The organism is Streptomyces sp. NPDC002884 (assembly GCF_040295245.1).
Taxonomy (GTDB): domain Bacteria; phylum Actinomycetota; class Actinomycetes; order Streptomycetales; family Streptomycetaceae; genus Streptomyces.
The window spans coordinates 162,645-180,921 of record NZ_JBEOVB010000006.1 but is presented as its reverse complement, the minus strand read 5'-3'; the positions used below and the strand labels follow the sequence as shown (position 1 = coordinate 180,921).

At 65.1% G+C, this 18,277-nt stretch carries 15 protein-coding genes; 7 read left to right on the top strand and 8 right to left on the bottom strand.

All coding sequences use genetic code 11. The annotated features are described in order from the left end of the window. Positions 1-184: 184 nt before the first annotated feature. From ABT070_RS15435 to ABT070_RS15415, 5 genes are all read left to right on the top strand, one after another. Positions 185-1,417, top strand: a complete 1,233-nt coding sequence (locus ABT070_RS15435) for a MarR family winged helix-turn-helix transcriptional regulator (RefSeq protein WP_351760000.1) — start codon at positions 185-187, stop codon at positions 1,415-1,417. Beyond that, positions 1,414-1,986, top strand: a complete 573-nt coding sequence (locus tag ABT070_RS15430) for a helix-turn-helix domain-containing protein (RefSeq protein ID WP_351759998.1) — start codon at positions 1,414-1,416, stop codon at positions 1,984-1,986. Before ABT070_RS15435 ends, ABT070_RS15430 begins: the two co-directional genes overlap by 4 nt. 181 nt (positions 1,987-2,167) lie before the next feature. Beyond that, positions 2,168-2,884 carry a ParA family protein gene (locus ABT070_RS15425; protein WP_351759995.1) on the top strand — a complete coding sequence of 239 codons (717 nt, stop codon included), beginning with the start codon at positions 2,168-2,170 and terminating at the stop codon, positions 2,882-2,884. Positions 2,885-3,492: 608 nt separating this feature from the next. Beyond that, positions 3,493-3,750 (top strand): hypothetical protein, encoded by a 258-nt coding sequence (locus tag ABT070_RS15420; protein WP_351759993.1) that lies wholly within the window; start codon positions 3,493-3,495, stop codon positions 3,748-3,750. A 150-nt stretch (positions 3,751-3,900) separates the two neighbouring features. Then, on the top strand, positions 3,901-4,212 hold the full coding sequence (locus ABT070_RS15415) for a hypothetical protein (RefSeq protein WP_351759991.1): 312 nt from the start codon (positions 3,901-3,903) through the stop codon (positions 4,210-4,212). Positions 4,213-4,248: 36 nt separating this feature from the next. On the opposite strand, the gene ABT070_RS15410 is transcribed toward ABT070_RS15415, so the two are convergent. Then, positions 4,249-5,160 carry an SAVMC3_10250 family protein gene (locus ABT070_RS15410; RefSeq protein WP_351760574.1) on the bottom strand — a complete coding sequence of 304 codons (912 nt, stop codon included), beginning with the start codon at positions 5,158-5,160 and terminating at the stop codon, positions 4,249-4,251. A gap of 1 nt (position 5,161) precedes the next feature. Between ABT070_RS15410 and ABT070_RS15405 the strand changes: the two genes are divergently transcribed. Continuing rightward, complete coding sequence (locus ABT070_RS15405) at positions 5,162-6,955, top strand: hypothetical protein (protein WP_351759990.1); 1,794 nt, start codon at positions 5,162-5,164, stop codon at positions 6,953-6,955. Between the two features lie 45 nt (positions 6,956-7,000). Next, on the top strand, positions 7,001-8,179 hold the full coding sequence (locus ABT070_RS15400; RefSeq protein WP_351759987.1) for a serine/threonine-protein kinase: 1,179 nt from the start codon (positions 7,001-7,003) through the stop codon (positions 8,177-8,179). 24 nt (positions 8,180-8,203) lie between these two features. Here the strand turns inward: ABT070_RS15400 and ABT070_RS15395 are convergent, their stop codons facing one another. From ABT070_RS15395 to ABT070_RS15365, 7 genes are all read right to left on the bottom strand, one after another. After that, positions 8,204-9,676 (bottom strand): hypothetical protein, encoded by a 1,473-nt coding sequence (locus ABT070_RS15395; protein WP_351759985.1) that lies wholly within the window; start codon positions 9,674-9,676, stop codon positions 8,204-8,206. Between the two features lie 137 nt (positions 9,677-9,813). Then, on the bottom strand, positions 9,814-9,936 hold the full coding sequence (locus ABT070_RS15390; protein WP_351759982.1) for a hypothetical protein: 123 nt from the start codon (positions 9,934-9,936) through the stop codon (positions 9,814-9,816). Between the two features lie 268 nt (positions 9,937-10,204). After that, complete coding sequence (locus ABT070_RS15385) at positions 10,205-11,233, bottom strand: hypothetical protein (protein ID WP_351759979.1); 1,029 nt, start codon at positions 11,231-11,233, stop codon at positions 10,205-10,207. A 72-nt stretch (positions 11,234-11,305) separates the two neighbouring features. After that, positions 11,306-12,676, bottom strand: a complete 1,371-nt coding sequence (locus ABT070_RS15380) for a serine/threonine-protein kinase (protein WP_351759976.1) — start codon at positions 12,674-12,676, stop codon at positions 11,306-11,308. Next, entirely contained in the window at positions 12,673-15,768 is a 3,096-nt protein-coding gene (locus ABT070_RS15375; protein WP_351759974.1) for a coiled-coil domain-containing protein, read from the bottom strand. Before ABT070_RS15375 ends, ABT070_RS15380 begins: the two co-directional genes overlap by 4 nt. 22 nt (positions 15,769-15,790) lie before the next feature. After that, the gene (locus ABT070_RS15370; RefSeq protein ID WP_351759971.1) at positions 15,791-16,444 is read right to left on the bottom strand and encodes a hypothetical protein; all 654 of its coding nucleotides are present in this window, start codon (positions 16,442-16,444) and stop codon (positions 15,791-15,793) included. Between the two features lie 535 nt (positions 16,445-16,979). Beyond that, complete coding sequence (locus ABT070_RS15365; protein ID WP_351759969.1) at positions 16,980-18,191, bottom strand: hypothetical protein; 1,212 nt, start codon at positions 18,189-18,191, stop codon at positions 16,980-16,982. Positions 18,192-18,277: the final 86 nt, after the last annotated feature.

Sequence of the window (18,277 nt, the reverse complement as noted above, 5' to 3'; positions counted from 1 at the left end):
TGCGCTTATGTGGGGGCGATGAGGCTGTGACCTGCTAGGACGGGTTGCAGAGGCGATCGGAGGCAGTCAGAGGAAACCGCTCTGATTCGACCCCGGTTCGACCCGGGTCGCTCGGAGGCAGTGAGAGGCATCAGCCTCTGCAACCGACCTCTGGGGGACCTGAGTTGGCCGGTGTGGATCACGAGTGGACCACTCTGGCGGGGCTCTGATTCGACCTCGGTCGAGCGGACGGCACACTCGCAGCATCGCGCTGCGCTCCGGGCAGGCCCGCGCCCTGGACTACATCCGCCGGGTCTGGAACAGCGCTTGCAAGACGATCAGCACCACCATCGCGCTGAGTTCCCGGCACGACGCGTACGAAGTCCTCGCCGCACTGCGGGACCGGATCGAGACGACACCGTGGCGCGGGGAGCGAGGACGGACCGCACTGCGGGTGCTGCGGGCGCACCTGAACTTCGCCGAGATCGCGGGCGGACCCCTGCACCACGCCAGTGAGCGGCAGACCGCGGAGGAAGCCGGGATCTCCCGGACAACGCTGCGGGTCGTCTACGAGACGCTCCTCAAGCCGTGTGGCTGGCTGCGGCGTCTGCGGGTGGGCCATGGCCGGGAGGGCTCGACCTGGTACCTGAACGCCGGCAGCATCCCCGGTCACGGTGGCCCGGCTCTGTTGTCTCGTTTCCGGTCCACTCAGTTCCCCCCCGACCCGGCACTTGGGGAGTGGACCACCTCTGAGACGGCCGCGACGGCCGACATCGATTCCACCGTCCTCAGCCGACTCATGGGCCACGATGCCTTCGCCCACTACGCCCTCGGCAGCGCCGCCCTCTTGATCATCAGCGCCCTGCATGTGCGCCCGGACCAGACAGTCATTGAGCTCGTTGGCACTACCTCGGTCTCCCGCGCCACCACCTACCGGACCCTGAAACGCCTCGCCGACCACGGCCTCGTCCAGCACACCGGAGAGACCTGGACCCTCGCACCGCATGCCCTGGAGGGATTCGGTATCCGCCTCCCGGACGCCGACAAAGGCCACACGCCAGCACAGGGCTGGACCAAGGTCGCCGAGCAACACGGCACCTGGGGCATCGCAGCCCGGCGCAAGGCCCTGCACACGGCCGAGCGGGCGGCCTACCAGGAGGCACTGGACCGGCTTTCGGAGCATCGCAGCAAGGCTGTAGTGATCATCCGCGACGGCCGTCAGGTCCTGGTCCCAGTGCCGCGCCCCGACGAGATCCCACCGACGTGGCACGCCCCCGACGGGCACGTCCTCGACCCGGGCACCGGTGGTCCGGCCGCCGACTGGCGGGTCGCCACCGACGGCCGATTGATCCTCATCACGCCCGCCGACCAGCGCAGTTACGACGAGCTGGCCGCTGCCCATGCCGAAGCCCTCAGCGAATGGGAGTCCGTCGCATGAACCCAGAACCCCCGGCCACCCCTGACGCGAGCGAGGCGGTGACGCCCCAGGCCCTGCGTAAGCAGTACGAGGCCGGTGCCACGGTCGACGAACTCGTCGCCGCCAGCGGCCTGTCGTACGGCACGGTCCTCAACCGACTGCACGACGCCGGAACCGTCATGCGCACCTCCTGGCAGACCCGCCGGATGCGCCAGGACCCACAAGCCCGCCAGCGCCTCGCGGCCCACCTCCGCACCCTCTACGAGAAGCACGGCGCAACTCTCTCCGAACTCGCCGCGGCGGCGGGAGAGACGCGGCGCGGTGCCCGGCGCCTGCTGATCGAGGCCGGCGGTGCCGTGCGCACCACACAGCAGACCCTGCAAGTGCGCGCGGCAGCCCGGGCCGCCGAACGGTACAAGGTCGCGCTGTCCCTGCGGGCCCGGTACGAGGCCGGCGCAACCGTGCCCGACCTCGCCCGGGAGCACAGCTACTCCATCGCCACCGTCTACCGGCTCCTCCACCAAGCCGGCACCCGCATGCGGCCCCAGCACCACCACGGGCCCACCCACGCCCCAAGGAAGCAGCCATGAGCCCCCACGCCCTCGTGGGCGTTTCCCACCCTGCCCTACAGATCAAGGCCGCGGCCGTGTGCCGCGCCAGCCACCAGAGTCAAGCACGCGCGCCCCCGTCGCCAGCCCGCTCGCCGACGCACGCCCGCACGCACGCACGCACCAAACAACACCCCTTCCTCTTTCAGGAGATCAAGCACACGTGAACGAGAACACCCGTCACAAGACCCTGGCCGCAGCCACAGAACACGTCTGGGACGCGTTCGTGATCGTCGTCGGCATGCTCAAGGGCGGAACCGGCAAGACCACCTCCGCCTGGTTCATCGCCCTCTACTACGCCGTCGTCCTCGGCATCCCGACCCTGCTACTGGACGCCGACGCCACCAGCCAGTCCGCCTACGACTGGTTCAAGGTCGCCCAGGCCGCCGGCTTCGAGATCCCGGCCAACCTGATCGTCGAGCGGTACCCGTTCGACGACATCGCCGAATACATCCGCACCAAGCGCGCCGAGTTCGGCGCGATCGTGGTCGACGCCGGCGGCGGCAGCGCCCGCATCTTCCACGAGGCTGTCACCGAGGCGAACCTGCTCCTCGTGCCGGTCGCCCCCACCAAGATCGAGCGCCGCAAGCTCGTGGCCACCTTCGACGAGGCCGAGCGCGCCGCAGCCCGCAACGACCACGGCGTCACCGCCCACGTCGTCATGGTCAAGGCGGACGACCGCACCAGCCTGCCCAGCCGCGCAAAGGACCAACTGCTCGACCCCGTTCAGGGCGAGGGCATCGGCCCGGACCGCGACGAACCCTTCCCACTCGCCGACACCACCATCCACTCCTGGGTCCACTACATGGAGGCCTTCGGCGAGATCCCCACCGAACTGAGCGAGTACGCCAACCTGATGAAGGAGCTGACCGCAGCGTGAGCGAGAAGAACGAGAGGATGAAGCCCCCGGCCCGCCGCACGGGCGGTCGTCCCTTGGGCGGAGCCAGGAAGACGACCCCTCCGCCCCCTCCTCCAGCCGCCGAGCTCACCCCCGAGCAGTTCGCTGCCGAACGCGCGGCCGGCCAAGACGAAGGCCGTCCCGTTGTCGATCAGTCTCAAGCTCAGCCCGCTCCTTCCACCGTTCCCATCGAGGCATCGGCGCAGGGCCGAACCGAGGCAGTGCCCGAAGCAGCGGAGACGTCCACCCAGCCGACCGACGAGGTAGTACCAAGCAGCGCCGTGCCGGAGCCGGTCACCAGTCGGCCGGTTCGCCCGGACCTCGTCGCCCCCGAGGCAGGGGCCAGTGAGGAGTCGGTGGAGCGGCAGATGCCGCCTGTGGTCCCGGCCTACGAACCTGTAGCTCCTGTGGTGCGTCCGGCGCAGCCGAGCGAGCCCGCTACGCCACACAACCTGTCCCCCATCACGCCCGCGGCTCCTGATGTGGCCCCGGCCGCCGAGGTGGCTGTTCGTCCCGCAGCTGCTCCGGCCGCAGGCGGTTCCGCGTTCCCCGTGAGGACGGATGCTCCAGGGTCTCACCAGGAGCAGTACGTGCAACCGGAGGCATCACCCAGCGAGGGAACACCGTGGGCTCACGGCCCCGGCCGCCCCAAGGACATCCCCGAGACCGCCGTGATCCTCAACCAGCGCATCATCACGCGCGAGAGCCTCGACTCGTCGGTCCCCGCCGCGCTGAAGCTCAAGAAGCGGATCAAGCGCTTCGCCCTCGACAACGAACTCGACCACCTGCCCATCGGCGACATCGTCTCCGTCGCCCTGGACGAATGGCTCACCGCACGCGGCTTCTGACACGGCGTACATCCCCCAGGGTGTCCGCGAACGCTTCTCGCGCTCGCGGACACCCGTCCCACCGACTATTCCACTAGTCGGCTAGGCGGCTAGGCGGCTAGGCGGCTAGGCGGCTAGCTAGTCGACTAGTGAACCAGACTGGAGCAACCCATGCCCGATCTCTCACGCCACACCCGTCAGCTGCGTGAACTTGCTGACGCCCTCGACGCCCAATCCGACCTGACCAACGACCCGTTGGCGCCTCATCCGGACACGCTGGAGGTCATCAGTGGCCGCCACACCAGTCGTGGGCAGATCAACTACGCCGTCCCCGACGCTCTCCAATTCCAGCGGCGGATCCGCCGATACCACGCGGACCACGGTGTCCAGCATGGTGACATCGTCGCCATAGCGCTCGACGCATTCCTTCGTGCCAAGGGCTACCCACCCGACCTCACCCCGCCCAAGACCGAGCAACGATGATCACTCGGCCGACTCCAGTTCCGTGCATTCCGCTTACTAATTGTCCGCGAGCGCCAAGTCGCCCGCCGTGTACTCAACGACGAGCGGGCTCGCCACCACACACCGAGAAGTGGCATGGCTACGAGGGACGAGCCCAGTGACCCGCGCATACCCGGTCATCACAGCGAAGGTGTCGATGCTGTCGTCCGCGTCATCAAGTGCGTGCAGCAGTTCCTGCACGTCTTGGCCATGCAGGCGCGCTGCTGTCGGGCGTGAGATCTGATCGGTCGCCATCGTGTCGCGATGCCTGATGAGCGCGTCGACGACCTGCCCGGCTCTTGCGATGAAAGCGCTGCCCAAGCTGGAGGCCGAGTTCATCGCGTCCGGCGCGAGACCTTCGACCGGCATCGCATTCCAGCCGCGCAGATGCTGGACCGACCCATGCATCAACAGACGGCAGCGCCCGTCGGTGCCCCCTTCAGGTGCTGGCTCCACGAACAGGACGAGATCCTGGTGGGTATCGCTGAACGTCACGCAGCGAAGCGGTGCTTCGAATTGCACCCACTGGCCAGGTCGTAGCTGTGGCTCCGTGTACCAGTCCGCAAGAAGCGCAACGTGTTTCTGCACCTCACGCAGGTGCCGTAGTTGGCCTTGCTCGCTGTCTGCAGTCGGCGGGTCCATGTCGATGCCGCCTAGAGGCGTAGCCAGGCGAAGCGCACCCAAACGCGGGGCACGTCGCGGCTCAGGGACGAACTGTCGCAGTTTACTGTCCGACAAGTAGACGATCTCACGCAAAGGATGCCCCGTCCGGTGAGCTGGCGATGACAGGAGCCATCCTGCCAGCGCCCACTGACAGTGGCCGGCGCCCGCACGTTCGCTCTGCCCATTCCTCCAGCTGACAGCGGCGCGTACGAGCTGACCCGATAATGAGCAGGCATGCACCGTACGCCGCGATGCCTGGGGGGACATCATGGAAGACCGGCTTGAGACGGGTTCGGAACTGCATCGACTCAACGAACAAGTTGAGGCCATAGGTAAGGGTCAGACCCGTCATGAGGGGAGACTGGGAGACTTCGAGGATGAGCTTCTCGGTGTTCGAGCTGACGTCGTCAGGCTCGGCAGCGAGGTCACAGAAGTGCGTCAGGAAATCGAAGGGTTGGAGGATACGGTCTCCGACACTCGCCAGATGCTCGACACGTTTATCGAACAGTACGGCCGTGACAGAGAAGTAGCGAAAGCCCAGGCCGAACTGTCCCGCCTGACGACCCAGTGGCATGCGGACTTCGGACAGCGCAAGCAGACCCGCGCCCTGGCACGCGGACTGGTCCATACCCTCACTGCCCATGCTGTCTACAGGACTGTGGTCAGCTCAGCTGCCGTGCGAGCCTGTACAGAAGAACGGATGCTACTCGAACCGACATACTGGCTGGCTCCGGCTGCGATGGCCGTCGCAGCGAAGTTCCGCGACGAAGGTGAGCGCGGTGAGAGTGCGCAGGCACACGCACGCATGCTGGATGCCGCCAAGGCCGACCTCTTCTTCTCGCTGACTTGCTCACGCTTCGGAGACGAGACACAAGCGGCTGCATGGATGGACCTGTACCTCCAGTCACTCGACCCCGACGAACTCGGCCAGGACTTCTTCGTCGTCCTGGATGCGATTGCCAGCAAGGAACTGGGCGACGAGGCGCTCGGCTATGCCCAGCGGGCGATGGCGGGATGGAACCGGAGCATCCTCCATTTCCCCAGTGAGAAACATGCCATCGCTGACGTGCGTGGTGGTGAGCAGTGGAGGGCTCGCCTGCAGAACATGCGGCGGCGGATGGCCAAGAAGCAATACGCGGCCCTGCGTAGAACGAGCGGAAGCCAGTGGGACGGACTCCGCCATGGGTGGGAACTCGCGACCGTGCCCGACCAGACACTGGCCCATCTCGTACACACGTTCCCTGATGGGCCCGACAGAGCCGACTGGCCGATCAGGGACGGCCGCTATGTGGATAGGGCCCTGGAGCGCCTGATTAACCAGCTTGAACCCGATGAGGCAGACTTGCGGGCGAAGATGCGGCGACTGGAGCAAATCATCGCGCATAACGGAGATCTTGAAGCGGTCGGACAGGCGCCGGAGTCGCCTTTCAGCCCCGATACCGATCCCGTGACGTTCATGACTCTCCTCGATCAGGCCGTGTTCGAGCCGGATGAAGCGCGGCTCGGCCCGCCGGCTCGCCGCATGGCCCTTCGCGCCATTTGGCCAAGCCTCGAAAACGCCGCCAACCGGATCGTCGCAGAGTCCCGGCAGCAACTTCCCCAGCGCATCACGTTGAGCGTTGCGGACTGGTCCTGCATTGTTTCGACGGACCCGGAGCTGTTTCCGGATCCGGACCCGCTGGTTCGTGGCCTCGCTGCACACATTACGCGGCAGACACAGGTCCAGTCAGAGGCAGTCGTACGTAGATGGCCCCGCGTCTGCGGTGCACTAGTGATGGGAGGCGTCAGTGGGTTGTTGGTGGTGCCGTTCGTTGAGGAAGCGTGGCGAGGGTTCTTCACGCTCCTCGCCTTCGGCATGGTCACGTGGGTTGTATGGGAAATCTGCGGTGTTCCTCTACGGAGGAAGCAGGTACACGAACAGGGTGATCGGTTGCGCAACGAGTCCGTCGCGACCTTGGCGAAGGCGCTCGCCCAAGGCAGGGAATTCTTCAAGGAATGGCATGACGCCATGGAAGGACTGCCTGACCTCACCTCATGGGGAGAGCATCCAAACTCGAACTGACACCGGAACACGCGAGCCCATCGAGGGCACAGAAAAGGAACACGAGTGGACACCACCAAGCTGATCGGCGGCCGTTACAGGCCTAAGGAACGGCTCGGCAGCGGCGCAATGAGTGAGGTATGGACAGCCGAAGACCTCAATCTGAGCCGGACTGTGGCTCTCAAGATCCTCGCAGGGCGACGTGTGCCCCGGCCCGGAACCCGCACAGAATTTGCTCAGCCGACAGCGCGAGGGGTCAAACGCGAGGGCGTGGCCATGGCGAGGGCCATGCACGCGAACATCGCACACATCTACGACGCCGGGGAACACGATGGCCGACTCTACATCGCCATGGAGTATGTCAAGGGACAACCACTCGCCGAACACCTGAAGACGAGGCCACCCCTACCCCTTGAACGAACCGTACGGTGGACGCGTCAGATCTGCGAAGGCCTCAGTGCAGCGCACACTGCGCAAGTGATCCACCAGGACATCAAGCCCGGCAACATCATGATCACGCTTCAGGGCGAGGTGAAGATCGTGGACTTCGGACTGGCCTCTCTCGCCGACCTCACTCAGTCCCGCACCAGCGCCGGCACCCCGCTCTACATGGCACCGGAGCGGTGGGGCGGGGAGCCCGGCAGTCGACGCAGCGACCTGTACTCCGCAGGGTGCGTCCTGTACGAGATGCTGACAGGGCGTCCGCCCTTCGGCACTGCTGATGACGACCCCATGACCGTGGGCAGGATGCATCAGGACGATACGCCGGCACCTCCGAGTGCCCACCGTCCTGGCGTGCCCGCTCAGTTGGAGTCTATTGTCCTGACATTGCTGGCCAAGGACCCGGTCCAGCGCCCGAAGAGCGCAGAAGCGGTTGCCCATGCTCTGAGCAAAACCCAGCGCGTTCTGGATATTGCAGCCGCGGACGATGAGATCAGACGGGCAGACCCACCTGATACTCGCGACCTCGATGCTGGTTTCTCCGCGCGAATCCGAGACCTGGACCGCTACATCCTTGACCTGGAGCTCCGGTACGGAGCGGGCGCACAGTTGGTGATCGAAGCACGCGTTGAGCACGCCGAACTCACAGGTCGATCGGGCGATACCCGGGGAGCAGCCGCCCTGTACGACCGGCTCGGCCATGACTGCCAGATCTTCTTCGGACCTTACGACGTGCGGGCACTCAACGCGTTCGAGGGTGTCGCGCGATGGATTACAAGATCGGGCACACGCTACGAGCCATAAAGATCGTGTACAGCCCACTCGGGGTCAGCGGTTTGTCTTTGTCACGCTCACCGGTCGGATGGCCAGGACAGTACCGTCCTGGTGGATGCTGACAGGGCCTCCCCAGCCGCTGTCCCAGCCGGTTCGGGGCCATGACGACCTGCGATGGTGAGTTTGCGTGCGCCACTGCGATACCTGGGGGCTTTGGGCGTCACCTCCATCCGCCAGGTACTCGAAGAGGTTTTTCTGGACGCCGGAGAAGGCCTCCACGTGAGTTCCGTTGAGACGGAAGACGTGGTCTGTTCCAGCGAACTCGTCACCGAGGAGAGTGTGGGCGATGTCCTGCACGCTGCCGGCGGAGGGGTGTTCAAATGTCTTGAAGAACTCGCTGCCCTGCCGCTTCGTGAGCAGTCGCGCGGTGGCGCGCCCTGATCCAGCGAATGCCATCAGGCCCGCAGCGTCGGTGCGGGCCAGCGTCTCCTGGAACCAGGCGAAGTGCTCTGCTCTGACCTGGCAGCCGGGCAGGGGATCGAATATCTGGTCTCCCTGGGTGGGGCGTTCGATGCCGGGGAAGTGATTCTCTTGTCGCGGGGGTTGGTCCAGGTCCACGTCCGCGACATCCGCTCCAGTCGGAAGATCGAGACGAGAACCATCGCCCGGCGCATGCAGAGCATGGACGGTGACCGGCCCTTCCAGAGGGAGCTCGGTGCTGAACAGTAATCCAGGTGTTTGGTTCCACGTCCCGACATGCAGGCCGTCGACGTGTGCCGCGCATGATGCCAGCTGGTCGTGCGAAACACCGGCTCCGCTGTGGTTGCCCTTGCATGCGATCGGGATGATCACGGACGGATGCGACGGCTTCCACACTTCCGCCAGGAAGTGAGGCCGGTAGCGGTAGCCGACACTGGCGCTCTTGTCGTCCTTCGTGTCTCTTTCGGAGGCGGTCAGTGCCCAGCCGGCCCGCAGGGTTGTGTCGGAATGCACGATGGACACGCCGCAACCGGGGAAACGATTGCGCAGGATGTGCTCTGCCAGCACGAGAGCGAACGCCTGGCCCAGCTCCTCGGACTGCAGTGTTTTGTAGTGTCTGGCAATGTGCCGCCCCTCCGAGGACAGCCACAGCAATGATCCCTTCCCTGCTTGCAGCGCCTGGATGTACTTCAGGCTGCCCCAGTGCTCAGCAAGTCCACGTGCCGCACCACGCCGAGTGAGCGCCATGCCCCGCGCGAGACGGTGCAGCAGCCCGATGTACGGCAACCGAACTGTGCTCTGTAACTCGGCATCAGGGAGGGCCTGAAGCCCTTGTTTGCGCCGCAGCAGGGGCGGCATCTCCTTGTGCGCCTTGCCTTCGTTCTCGGCCTCCTCGGCCTTGCGCTCGTGTTCCCTTTGCTTCTTGCTGTCTTCGCTGTGAGCGGCAACATCGACGCTGCCGGCAAGAGCGGTCTTGGAGTCGGTGGCTACCGTGACCGGCTGTAACAGCTGCTTCAGTACCTCGGCTGCACTCGGCGTGCTCTCCATGGCGCCCCCTCCGCTGACACGGTTCCCATGCACCAGGGTGTCCGGGGGACCCTGGCCTGCCCATATGGCAACCGAACATTGGCCTGAATTATCCGACCCCAGCATCTTTTATAGAGTCGGGTCGGGAGCTCCTTCGTCTAGCACGGATGGCCGAAAGCGAAGCTGAACGCGGAGACCGTGACGCTTTCGATCGCGAGCGGAGGATAGGCGTAGGTGTCCCAGGTCTCGGAGAACTCGGCGTGCCGGGAGAGCGCCTTCACGGTTTTCGGATCGTGCTTGCCGCAGGCTCGGTGCCCAGCGGAGCTCGTTGAGGGCGTCCTTGAGCAGGTGGAACCTCACGAGCTCTTGTTCAAGTCGCACGTTGGGGCCGAACTGGCCGTCCACGACGGCTGTCGTAGACATCGACCTCGTCCGGAGTGAGCGTGCCGAGAGGCTGGTGGGTGGGGGTGTCTTCCTTCACCCACTGGCTGCGGTGCTCCAGGAGAATTCCCCGGTTCATCAGGATGGACTGCGTGGACTCTCCTGGTTCTACAGAAAAAGAGTTGCTGGGCTTGCTGGGAGCAAGCCCAGTGATCGCAGAATGCGTCCGGTGTCGGAGCCGTCGATGATCATGTAGGTGCGTGGGTGTCGGGCGTCGTGGGCGTAAGCGGCCATCATGCTGACCACGCTCGGCTTGATCTGGTGGCAGTGCTGCAGAACGAGTAGTTCGGCGGGCTCGGTGAACAGTCGGTCGATCTGGTCGCCGTTCTTGCCCAGGGCTTTGACGTCCATCGCACGTGGGTGGCCTGGGCCCTTGAACAGCCAGGCTGCCGAAACCTGGTGACCGCGGGCGAATATCCGTGAGGTGTAGAGATCGGAACGTTCACCGCCCCAGTCCTTGGGAATGTAGGACTCGCCGATCAGGTCTGCGAAGGCGTGTTTCACCTCCTTCTCGGGGACGCTCAGGACGGCTTCCCTCTCGGCTTCTGAGACGGGTGCCGTGAAGTCAATTTTGCTGAACTGGCCGATGTCGCTGGGGTAGACGCGTGCTCCGGGTGCTGTCTGTCCTGTAGCAGGATGGTCGTCGATGAACGACCTGATGCCGATGAAGACTGGTCTGATCTCGATGTGCGCGGCGCTGAGGCTGGTGACTGTTCCGATCATGTAGGCACGTCGGGTTCCGGCGAGGTTCCCGGCTGCGGATGAGCTGGCTGTTCTTGCCGAGTTGAACGTGCCGGTGACGCGCAGCGGTTCGCCTGCGTCGATGACTGCCGTGAAGTTGGTTGGCTTGATGCCCGGGGCGTCGCTTGCTCGGTCACGCTGGAACGTGAATTCCAGTTCAGTGCCGATGATCTGCCCTGTACGCAGATCTTGTTCCAGGAGGCATTTCGCCAGCTCGCAGACGCCCATCGAGGGCACTGCATCTGATAGTTCTGCTGCGAGTACGTAGGGCAGTGCTGCTTCGGGTTCGCTTCTGCGAGCGGCCCGCGCCTGCGCGGACTGTGTCCGCTGCTCGCCGAGGAGGGACTGGGCCTGCTCCTGGTGGAGGAAGTATGGCTCTAGCACGATGCGCGTCATCGACAACGTGATCCTTTTGCTGGGACGGGCCGGGCTCCAAGAGCTGGCAACGCTGAGAGGACGGGGGAAGAGTCACGGGATGCGTGTGAGGAGGCGGAGGAGTTCGTCCACATCCTGCGGGCGGTCGGTCGGGTGATGGTGGGTTGACTCCTCCACGACGGTTCGCCATGGTCCGTGTGGGGGAATCAGAGGGATGTTCTGTTTGGGACGTTCACCGGTCAGGATGGCTGCGATGAGGCGTCCGATGCTGTAGATGTCGGCACTGGGCGTCACATGATGGGGGTTTCCCGATGCCAGCTCCGGCGCGGCAAATCCCTCGGACCCGAAGCCGGTGCCGGTCTGAGTGAGGTTGGGGACGCTGGTCTCTCCTCTGGGCGAGCGGCCCAACCCCCAGTCCGCCACGACCCACTTGCCGTTGAGGAGAAGGACGTTTGCCGGCTTGATGTCGCGGTGGATCCGGTCATCGGCGTGCGGGCGGCGCAGCCCGTCGCAGAGTGCTGTGACGAGGTCCCGCAGCGCTTCGCTCTCCTGTCGTAGTCGTTCCGCGTGGCTGGCGGCGCTGCCGTTTGCAAGGGGCATGACGAACCATCGACCGTCTGGGTCAGCGTCAAGCACCGGCATGACGTTGGGGTGCTGTCCGTACAGGTGCCCGATGGAGATCTCGCGCCGCATGCGATGTATTGAGTCCTCATCGCCGTACCGGAGCTGTTTCAGGGCGACGGGGATGCGGGTGTGTTTGTGCACGCCTCCGTAGACGGCGCCCTGACCGCCCTCGGCGAGCGGCTCTTGGTCTTTTTCATAGTCGGACTTCGTTCCGCGCTTGAGCCACTGCACAGGAACCCAAGGCTCGATCTCTGCCAGGGCGGTCAGGGTCCTGCCGGTGAGAAAGACACGGGCGACCTCGATGACGTGGTCGCGGTAAGCGCCGTGACGTTGTGCCCGGAGGATGGTTTGCAGTGGCTGGGTGGCGGAATAGGGGGCGAGCTGGTCGGCAAGGCGGCGTGCTTCGGTGTCCTGGGTGGTCTTGTGGGCTGCGCGCTGGCTGGTGCGCTCTTGCTGGGCCGCGAGCAGGTCGGGGTGGGGGGTCCAGCCGCGGGGTGGGAGGACTACGCGGGCGTTGCGGAAGTCGCATTCGAGGACGATGCATCCGTTGCGTGCAAGCTCTGCGGCCAATTCCTCGGCTCGGTCGCCGAACGTGGTGACGGCGGACTGCCAGCGGCGAGGACTGGTGGTGGCGAAGGCCCACTGGCTGTCGTTCAGGCCGGGCGGACGGCGGGGTGCGGGGACGCTGTCGGGCTCCAGTGTGACCCGCGTGATTTTGGGATTGCCGCGGCGGTCGGTGTTGTAGTCGCCATCGGGCAGGGGGACTACGTACGTGGTAAGGCCGGGGTAGACGTTGAGGTGGCGCATGGCGAAGCCGCGAGGGCGGGAGCGAGGGGTCATGCCGGCTCCACGTACTCGTTGCTGGTCAACCAGGCCCGGAGCATTTCGACACGGGGGGTGTGCTCGTCGTAGCCGACGACGACGGGTTGCTCGTTGTACGGGCTGGAGTCTGAGCTGCGGCGTAGCTTGATGTATTCGCCGCAGGCGTCGATGGCGTAGGACTCCATGTCGTCTTGCAGTGCGCCTACGACGGTGATGCCGCTCTCCCTGCCGATCTGGCCGAGCAGGGCGACCGCTTCGCGGCGGTGCTGCTTGCCGAGGTTGCGGCCGAGTTCGTCGAGAACGAGGACGAGGGGCCGGCCCGTGCCGCTCGCCGCTGCAGCGGCGCACACGAGTTTGATCGCCCGATCATCGATCTGTGCGGTGTTGGCGCGCCGGTTGTAGGGGATGTGATGGCGCCCGCGGGCGCGCCGCCACGTCGGTGTGACTTTCCATTCCCAGTTCTCGGTGGGGTGGGCAGGAGGGAGAGGTTCGTCGTATTGGAGTGAGGCTCCGTATCCGCCGTGGGCCATATCGAGCCGGTCGAACGCGGCTTTGACGTCTTCCAGCTTCTGCTTGATGGCAGAGGTGAGCGCGCCTCGGTGAGCTCGGCTGGCCTGGACGGCTTCCCCGTGGCCGATGCGCGCGGCGTCCAGACTCTCGTGGCGCTCCTTGCGCTGATGGGCGATCTGTTGGCGCTCGTACTGGTCGGTGTCTTCGTGCTGGCGCAGGTAGACGTGCAGCGCGTGGCGCAACGCGGGGAAGGCCGCTTGTGCCTTTGTGCTGCTGTCTGGGCCGCGCTGGCTGAACTCGGCCAGCAGGCTGGTGACTTCTTTCGGTCTGGTGTGAGAGGCGGCTGGAGGGAAACAGTTGGATATCGCGGTGTTGATCAGAGTCTTGGCTTCTTCCCACCAGTCTTCAGACGTCCAGGCTTGCTGGGTTTCCGGCAGGGCTAGCAGGTAGTCTCGAGCGGACTCATCCGTACCGTTCCAGCGGGCTCTCAGTCCGGCGAGGTCCAGCTCTACTTGCTCTTTTTCGAGACTTCCCCGTTTTTCTTGCCTCTCTCTGGTGGTTTCGTCGAGGGCAGCCTTCTGTGCGCGCAGAGACTTGATTTCGTTTCCGCGACGCCCCTCAAGACGGAGCACCTCGTCCCGTTCGGCAGCTGCGGCAGTGAGCGCAGGGGCCAGCTTCGCGCGCTCGTCTCGGGCAGCCTGGTCTTCCGCCTGCAGAGTGCTGATCTTTCTCTCCAGCTCAACGGCTTCGGCTGCGGCTCTTACGCCGTTCAGTCTGCGCTCAGCACCGGCGACTTGCTGCTCGGCGGCCTTCTGCATCCGCACGGCTTCCCGGTGACTGTCGGATTCCTGGCGGACGCGCTCTCGTGCGGTGACGATGCGGGCGGCTCGGTCGGTCACGGGCCGGGGAAAACCGCCGATCGTCACAATACCCGCATCATCGTAGACACGGTCAGGGTTGGCTTGGGCTGTGACTCGCGAGTCCAGCGATGCGAGGAACCCGCTCAGGTCGTAGTTCGGGTTGGCGTTACTGGGGAGGTCAGTGTGCCTTGCGTCTGAGGTCAGATTGGCCGCGATCAAGATCGAGCCGGGCAGGTCCGCGAGGAGGTCACTGGCCGTTTCGAGCTGGTGATGGTCCACGACGGCGGCTTCACAGTACGGCCACAGGGCCGGCTCCCACTTTGGCCTCTGCCGATCCGTGAGGACAACGGCGTCAAGGAGGCAGATGGCCTCGATTGTCTCGGTTGCAAGGAGGTCGATCTGCTGCCTGGCCAGGTCCTTGCCGCTTTCCGCGTCCTCCAAGCGTTCCTCAGCATCGGATAGCGCCTTCTCCGCCACTCCGACTGTCTTGACCCTCTTGTCCAACTCGGCGCCCGCTTCGGCACGCTCTCGTTGGACAGTTGGTTCGTCGCGGCCGTCGGCGTCACGGGCCTTAAGCTTCGCCTCACGTAACCGGCTGTCGGCGTCTTCGAACTGCTGTAGCAGAGTTGCCAACTGCTTGCCCAGGTCGCGGTCGGCGTCGTCGAGCCCTTTGAATGTACTCTGCGCGACCTGCTGTCTTTTCGAGAACTCCTCGTCGTCGGCCAGTTCCTTCGCTCGTCTGGCTAGCTCTTGCGCCGTGCGGTTGTCCTGTTCGATCTCAGCGTCGGCCCCGGCTAACTCGGATTGGATGTCGGCATCACGCTGGAGGGCGTTGTACAGCAGCTGTGCTATATGTGACCGCCAGCGGTCAGCAGCGTCGACAACGTCCTTGCGCGCCTGATCGCGGGCGTCGATGCCCTCTTCGGTGATCTGAGTCTGCTCCTCCCACGTGGCGAGGTCGGACTCGGCCTTGCTGGCCTTTTCGAGGCGGTCGTACTCATTGCGGCGCGCCTGGCGTTCCTGCTGGAGTTCGTGCTCGATGCCGGTGAGTACGGCGATTGCCTCGAAGATCCGCCGCTCGGAGATCTCGTTAAGTGGCTGGGCAAGGAGGTTGGGGGCGGCGCTGGCCCTTACCGATGTAGACAGGAACGACACGCAGCGCACGTGGTCCCCGTAGAGGGTGTACGGAAGGTCGCGGGCCGCCACGTCGTATCGTCCGGCTTGTGGAGGCAAGGCGTGCCACACCGAGTCCGCGGACCGTTCGCGTTCGGCTTCGCTTTCTCCAGCGGGTAGAAGCAGTCCTTCCTGCCAGCGTAGTTTCAGCCGGGGGCTGCCTTTTTGGCTGTTTCTGTCGATCCGGATCCACACGGTCAGGGCGTCGGCCTGCAACTGGGCAAGGGTGCCGACAGGGGGTGCGAACACGCCGATGAGGTATCCGTAGTCGGCGTTACCCCAGTGCTCCTCGCCGCCGGCGTCCTCGGAGTTGAACAGCAGGTCGACCGCGGCGGGTGCACCGGAGCTGAATCGCCACTGTTCGTCGGCATGCAGCAAGCTGATCTGGGCCAGGAGTGAGGACTTCCCAGCTCCGTTGGAGTCTTTCGGTCCTTGTCCTGCCACGGCGATAAGGGTGCCGGCTGCCAACGGGATGGGGTGGGTGGAAAGCCTGGAGATTCGCACGCTCTGGAGGCCGACCAGGACACGGTCGCCGACAATGTCTTTCGGCGGCTCTTTCTTTTCCATGCACCGTTCCTTGGGGAATTCGTCATGTCTGGGGGTTGCCGAAGTTCCGGCGGACCGTGATCGCGGTAGCGAGCGCGGTATCCGGGCCCACGGCCAGGATCAGGTTTTCCTGGAGTCGTTGGCGCGCGGCTGGTGTGAGTCGGCGTAGCGCGGGCCCGGGAATGTAGGAGGATCCCACTGTTTCGTGGTCTGGTACGCGCACCATGCGGACCAGCCCTGCTGCGCGCAGCCGTTGCAGGGCATCAGACAGGCGCAGTTGCCCGTGGATCTGCGAGAGCTTCCGAAGTTGGGTCGGTGTCGTGGGGTGGTTGGACTGCCAGTCGTCCCCGCTCAGGCGTCCTTCTGCCCGGGGGATCGCAACTGAGTGGATCAGTACCAGGATCAGCGCGGCTCTTTCCAGCGGCGGCAGTATCCCCCAGCCGTTCGCGACCAGTTCTGTAGCGATGTCGTCCCGGTATCCCGATGTCCAGAGGTGGGCGCCTGCGGGGACCAGTGTGCGGCCGGTCATGTGCAGCATTTGGTCGAGCTGGTGACGCAGCGCCGCGTCTCGGAGGGCGGGCAGGGCCACTTCGCTTGCGGGCTCGCTGCCGTGTTCGAGGGCGGCCCAGGCCGAGACCAGCGCGTCGCGCTGTTTGTCGCCGAGCGGCTGGAGCATGTCGTCGAAGAGGTGACTCATCGGTGCGCCTGCCTGTGAGGTCGAGGGGGCGGTATTTCACGCCACAGGTCACGAAGTAGGGGGATGTCCCGGTCGGGCCAGGTGGCTGTCCGGGGGCCGAGGCGGACCGTTTGCGCCTGGCCATCGATGTACAACCACCGGCTGGCATGCAGGCGGCGGAGTGCTCCCATTGCGAAGCGGTGCAGAACTTCTCTTTCGCGTCCGGGAATGAGCTGGCCCACGACGTCCAGTACCTCGTACATCGTTGCCGGCTGTCCTGGCCAGGGGCTTGCCTGAACATCGGCCCAGCAGCAGCGCAGGGCTGCGGCAAGGACGCGGTTGGTCTCGTTGGGGTACCTCACCGAGAGCGAGGGTATCTGCAATTCCCGGAGCACGGCTGGCGTCACGTCATCGGGTGGGCGGGGTATCAGCCAGAAACTCTCACCATCCTGCTCCACTATGCGCAGCATGCCTGCCGGTGTTCTTGTGGCTGCCGGCATGCGCAGCGGGCCTTCGGCTCGCACCCTTGCCCACCACAGGGCCTCGTCCGGATCACTCACGCGGGTCTCCGTACTCGTTCGAACGCGCCCCAGGTGAGCCAGGAGGGCACACTGCCTGCCCGTACCTGGACCGGGCCGGTCCAGGTCAGTCGGTAGGGCAGTCGGTCGTTGTTGCTCGCGGCGGTCAGGTCGGACAGTAAGCGGCGTGCTGTTACCCAGTCGATGTCCGACAGAAGGTGTTCGACTGCCACAGAGTCTTCGCCGCTGAGCGCTTCTTCGGCGATTGCCGCCAGCCGTTCGGCCTCAGCGTCCTTCCATTCCTGGTAGGGCTGTTCTTTGTTATCAGGAGCCTGGGACCGCGGTGGTGTCGGGCGGTTGGTGGTTGCCTGTGGCGCGCGGGCCACGGCCTCCGTGAGGTCAGCGACGTCGTGCCAGGGGGATGGCGCGTCGAATACTTGATCGGCCAGGACCGCCGCGAGCTCGTCCACCGATGCGCGGTTCGCGAAGCGCTTCCACATCTCGGGGGGTAGGAGATTCAGTGCCCGGGAGGTTCCCGCTGCTGCCATGAGGCGTGCCGAGGCGTTCGTCGAGGCATCTTCGTAGGCGGCGATCGCCGAGCGCAGTTCGCCGCACTTACGTCTGAGTGCGGGCCAGAACTGCAACAGGATCTCGTGCACTGCGGACGCCTGGTCGATCAGCGACTTGGCGTTCCACAACAGCGGCGCGCGTTCCCGCAGGTTTTCCACCGTGCCGCTGACGGTCAACGCGACGAGTTCGGCGACGAGCAGTCGAAGTGCGGTGGTGATACCGACAACGACCTCAAGGGCTTCCTCGGCTGTGCTCTCCCCGCCTTCCAGCCTGATCTTCTCCATCGTCAGAAGCTGGTGCAGTTCCGACTGACCTCCGCGGGCCAGCATGCGCTGGACGAACAGCATGGAGACGTAGCTGGTGAAGGAGGCCCGGTACTCATGCTGGTACGGCTTGTCAAAGGCAGGCTGGATCGCGCCGAGCCCTTTCAGTACGCTCAGGCGGTCCTTGACGAGCTCGTCCGGGAAGGCGGCGCAAGCTGCCTTGATCTGCTCTGTTGTGAGTCCGTCCTCCCCCGCCCTGGCAAACGCGGCGAACAGCGTGTTTGCCAGGTGGAACGGGGCGGCGTCATCGATCGCCGCGTTGGACCGGCTCGCGAGGACAGCAACAATCTGCCTGAACACGGAAACGACCGTCTGCTCGGCCGCTGCTGTATCCAGTCCACTCTGCTCGTCAGTCATTGAATCGTCCTGGTTGTGCCCAGACTCTAGGTTGGGGTTCCAGGTGAGGTTGAACCCCGATGCGCATGCGAGGGTGGATCGTCTGC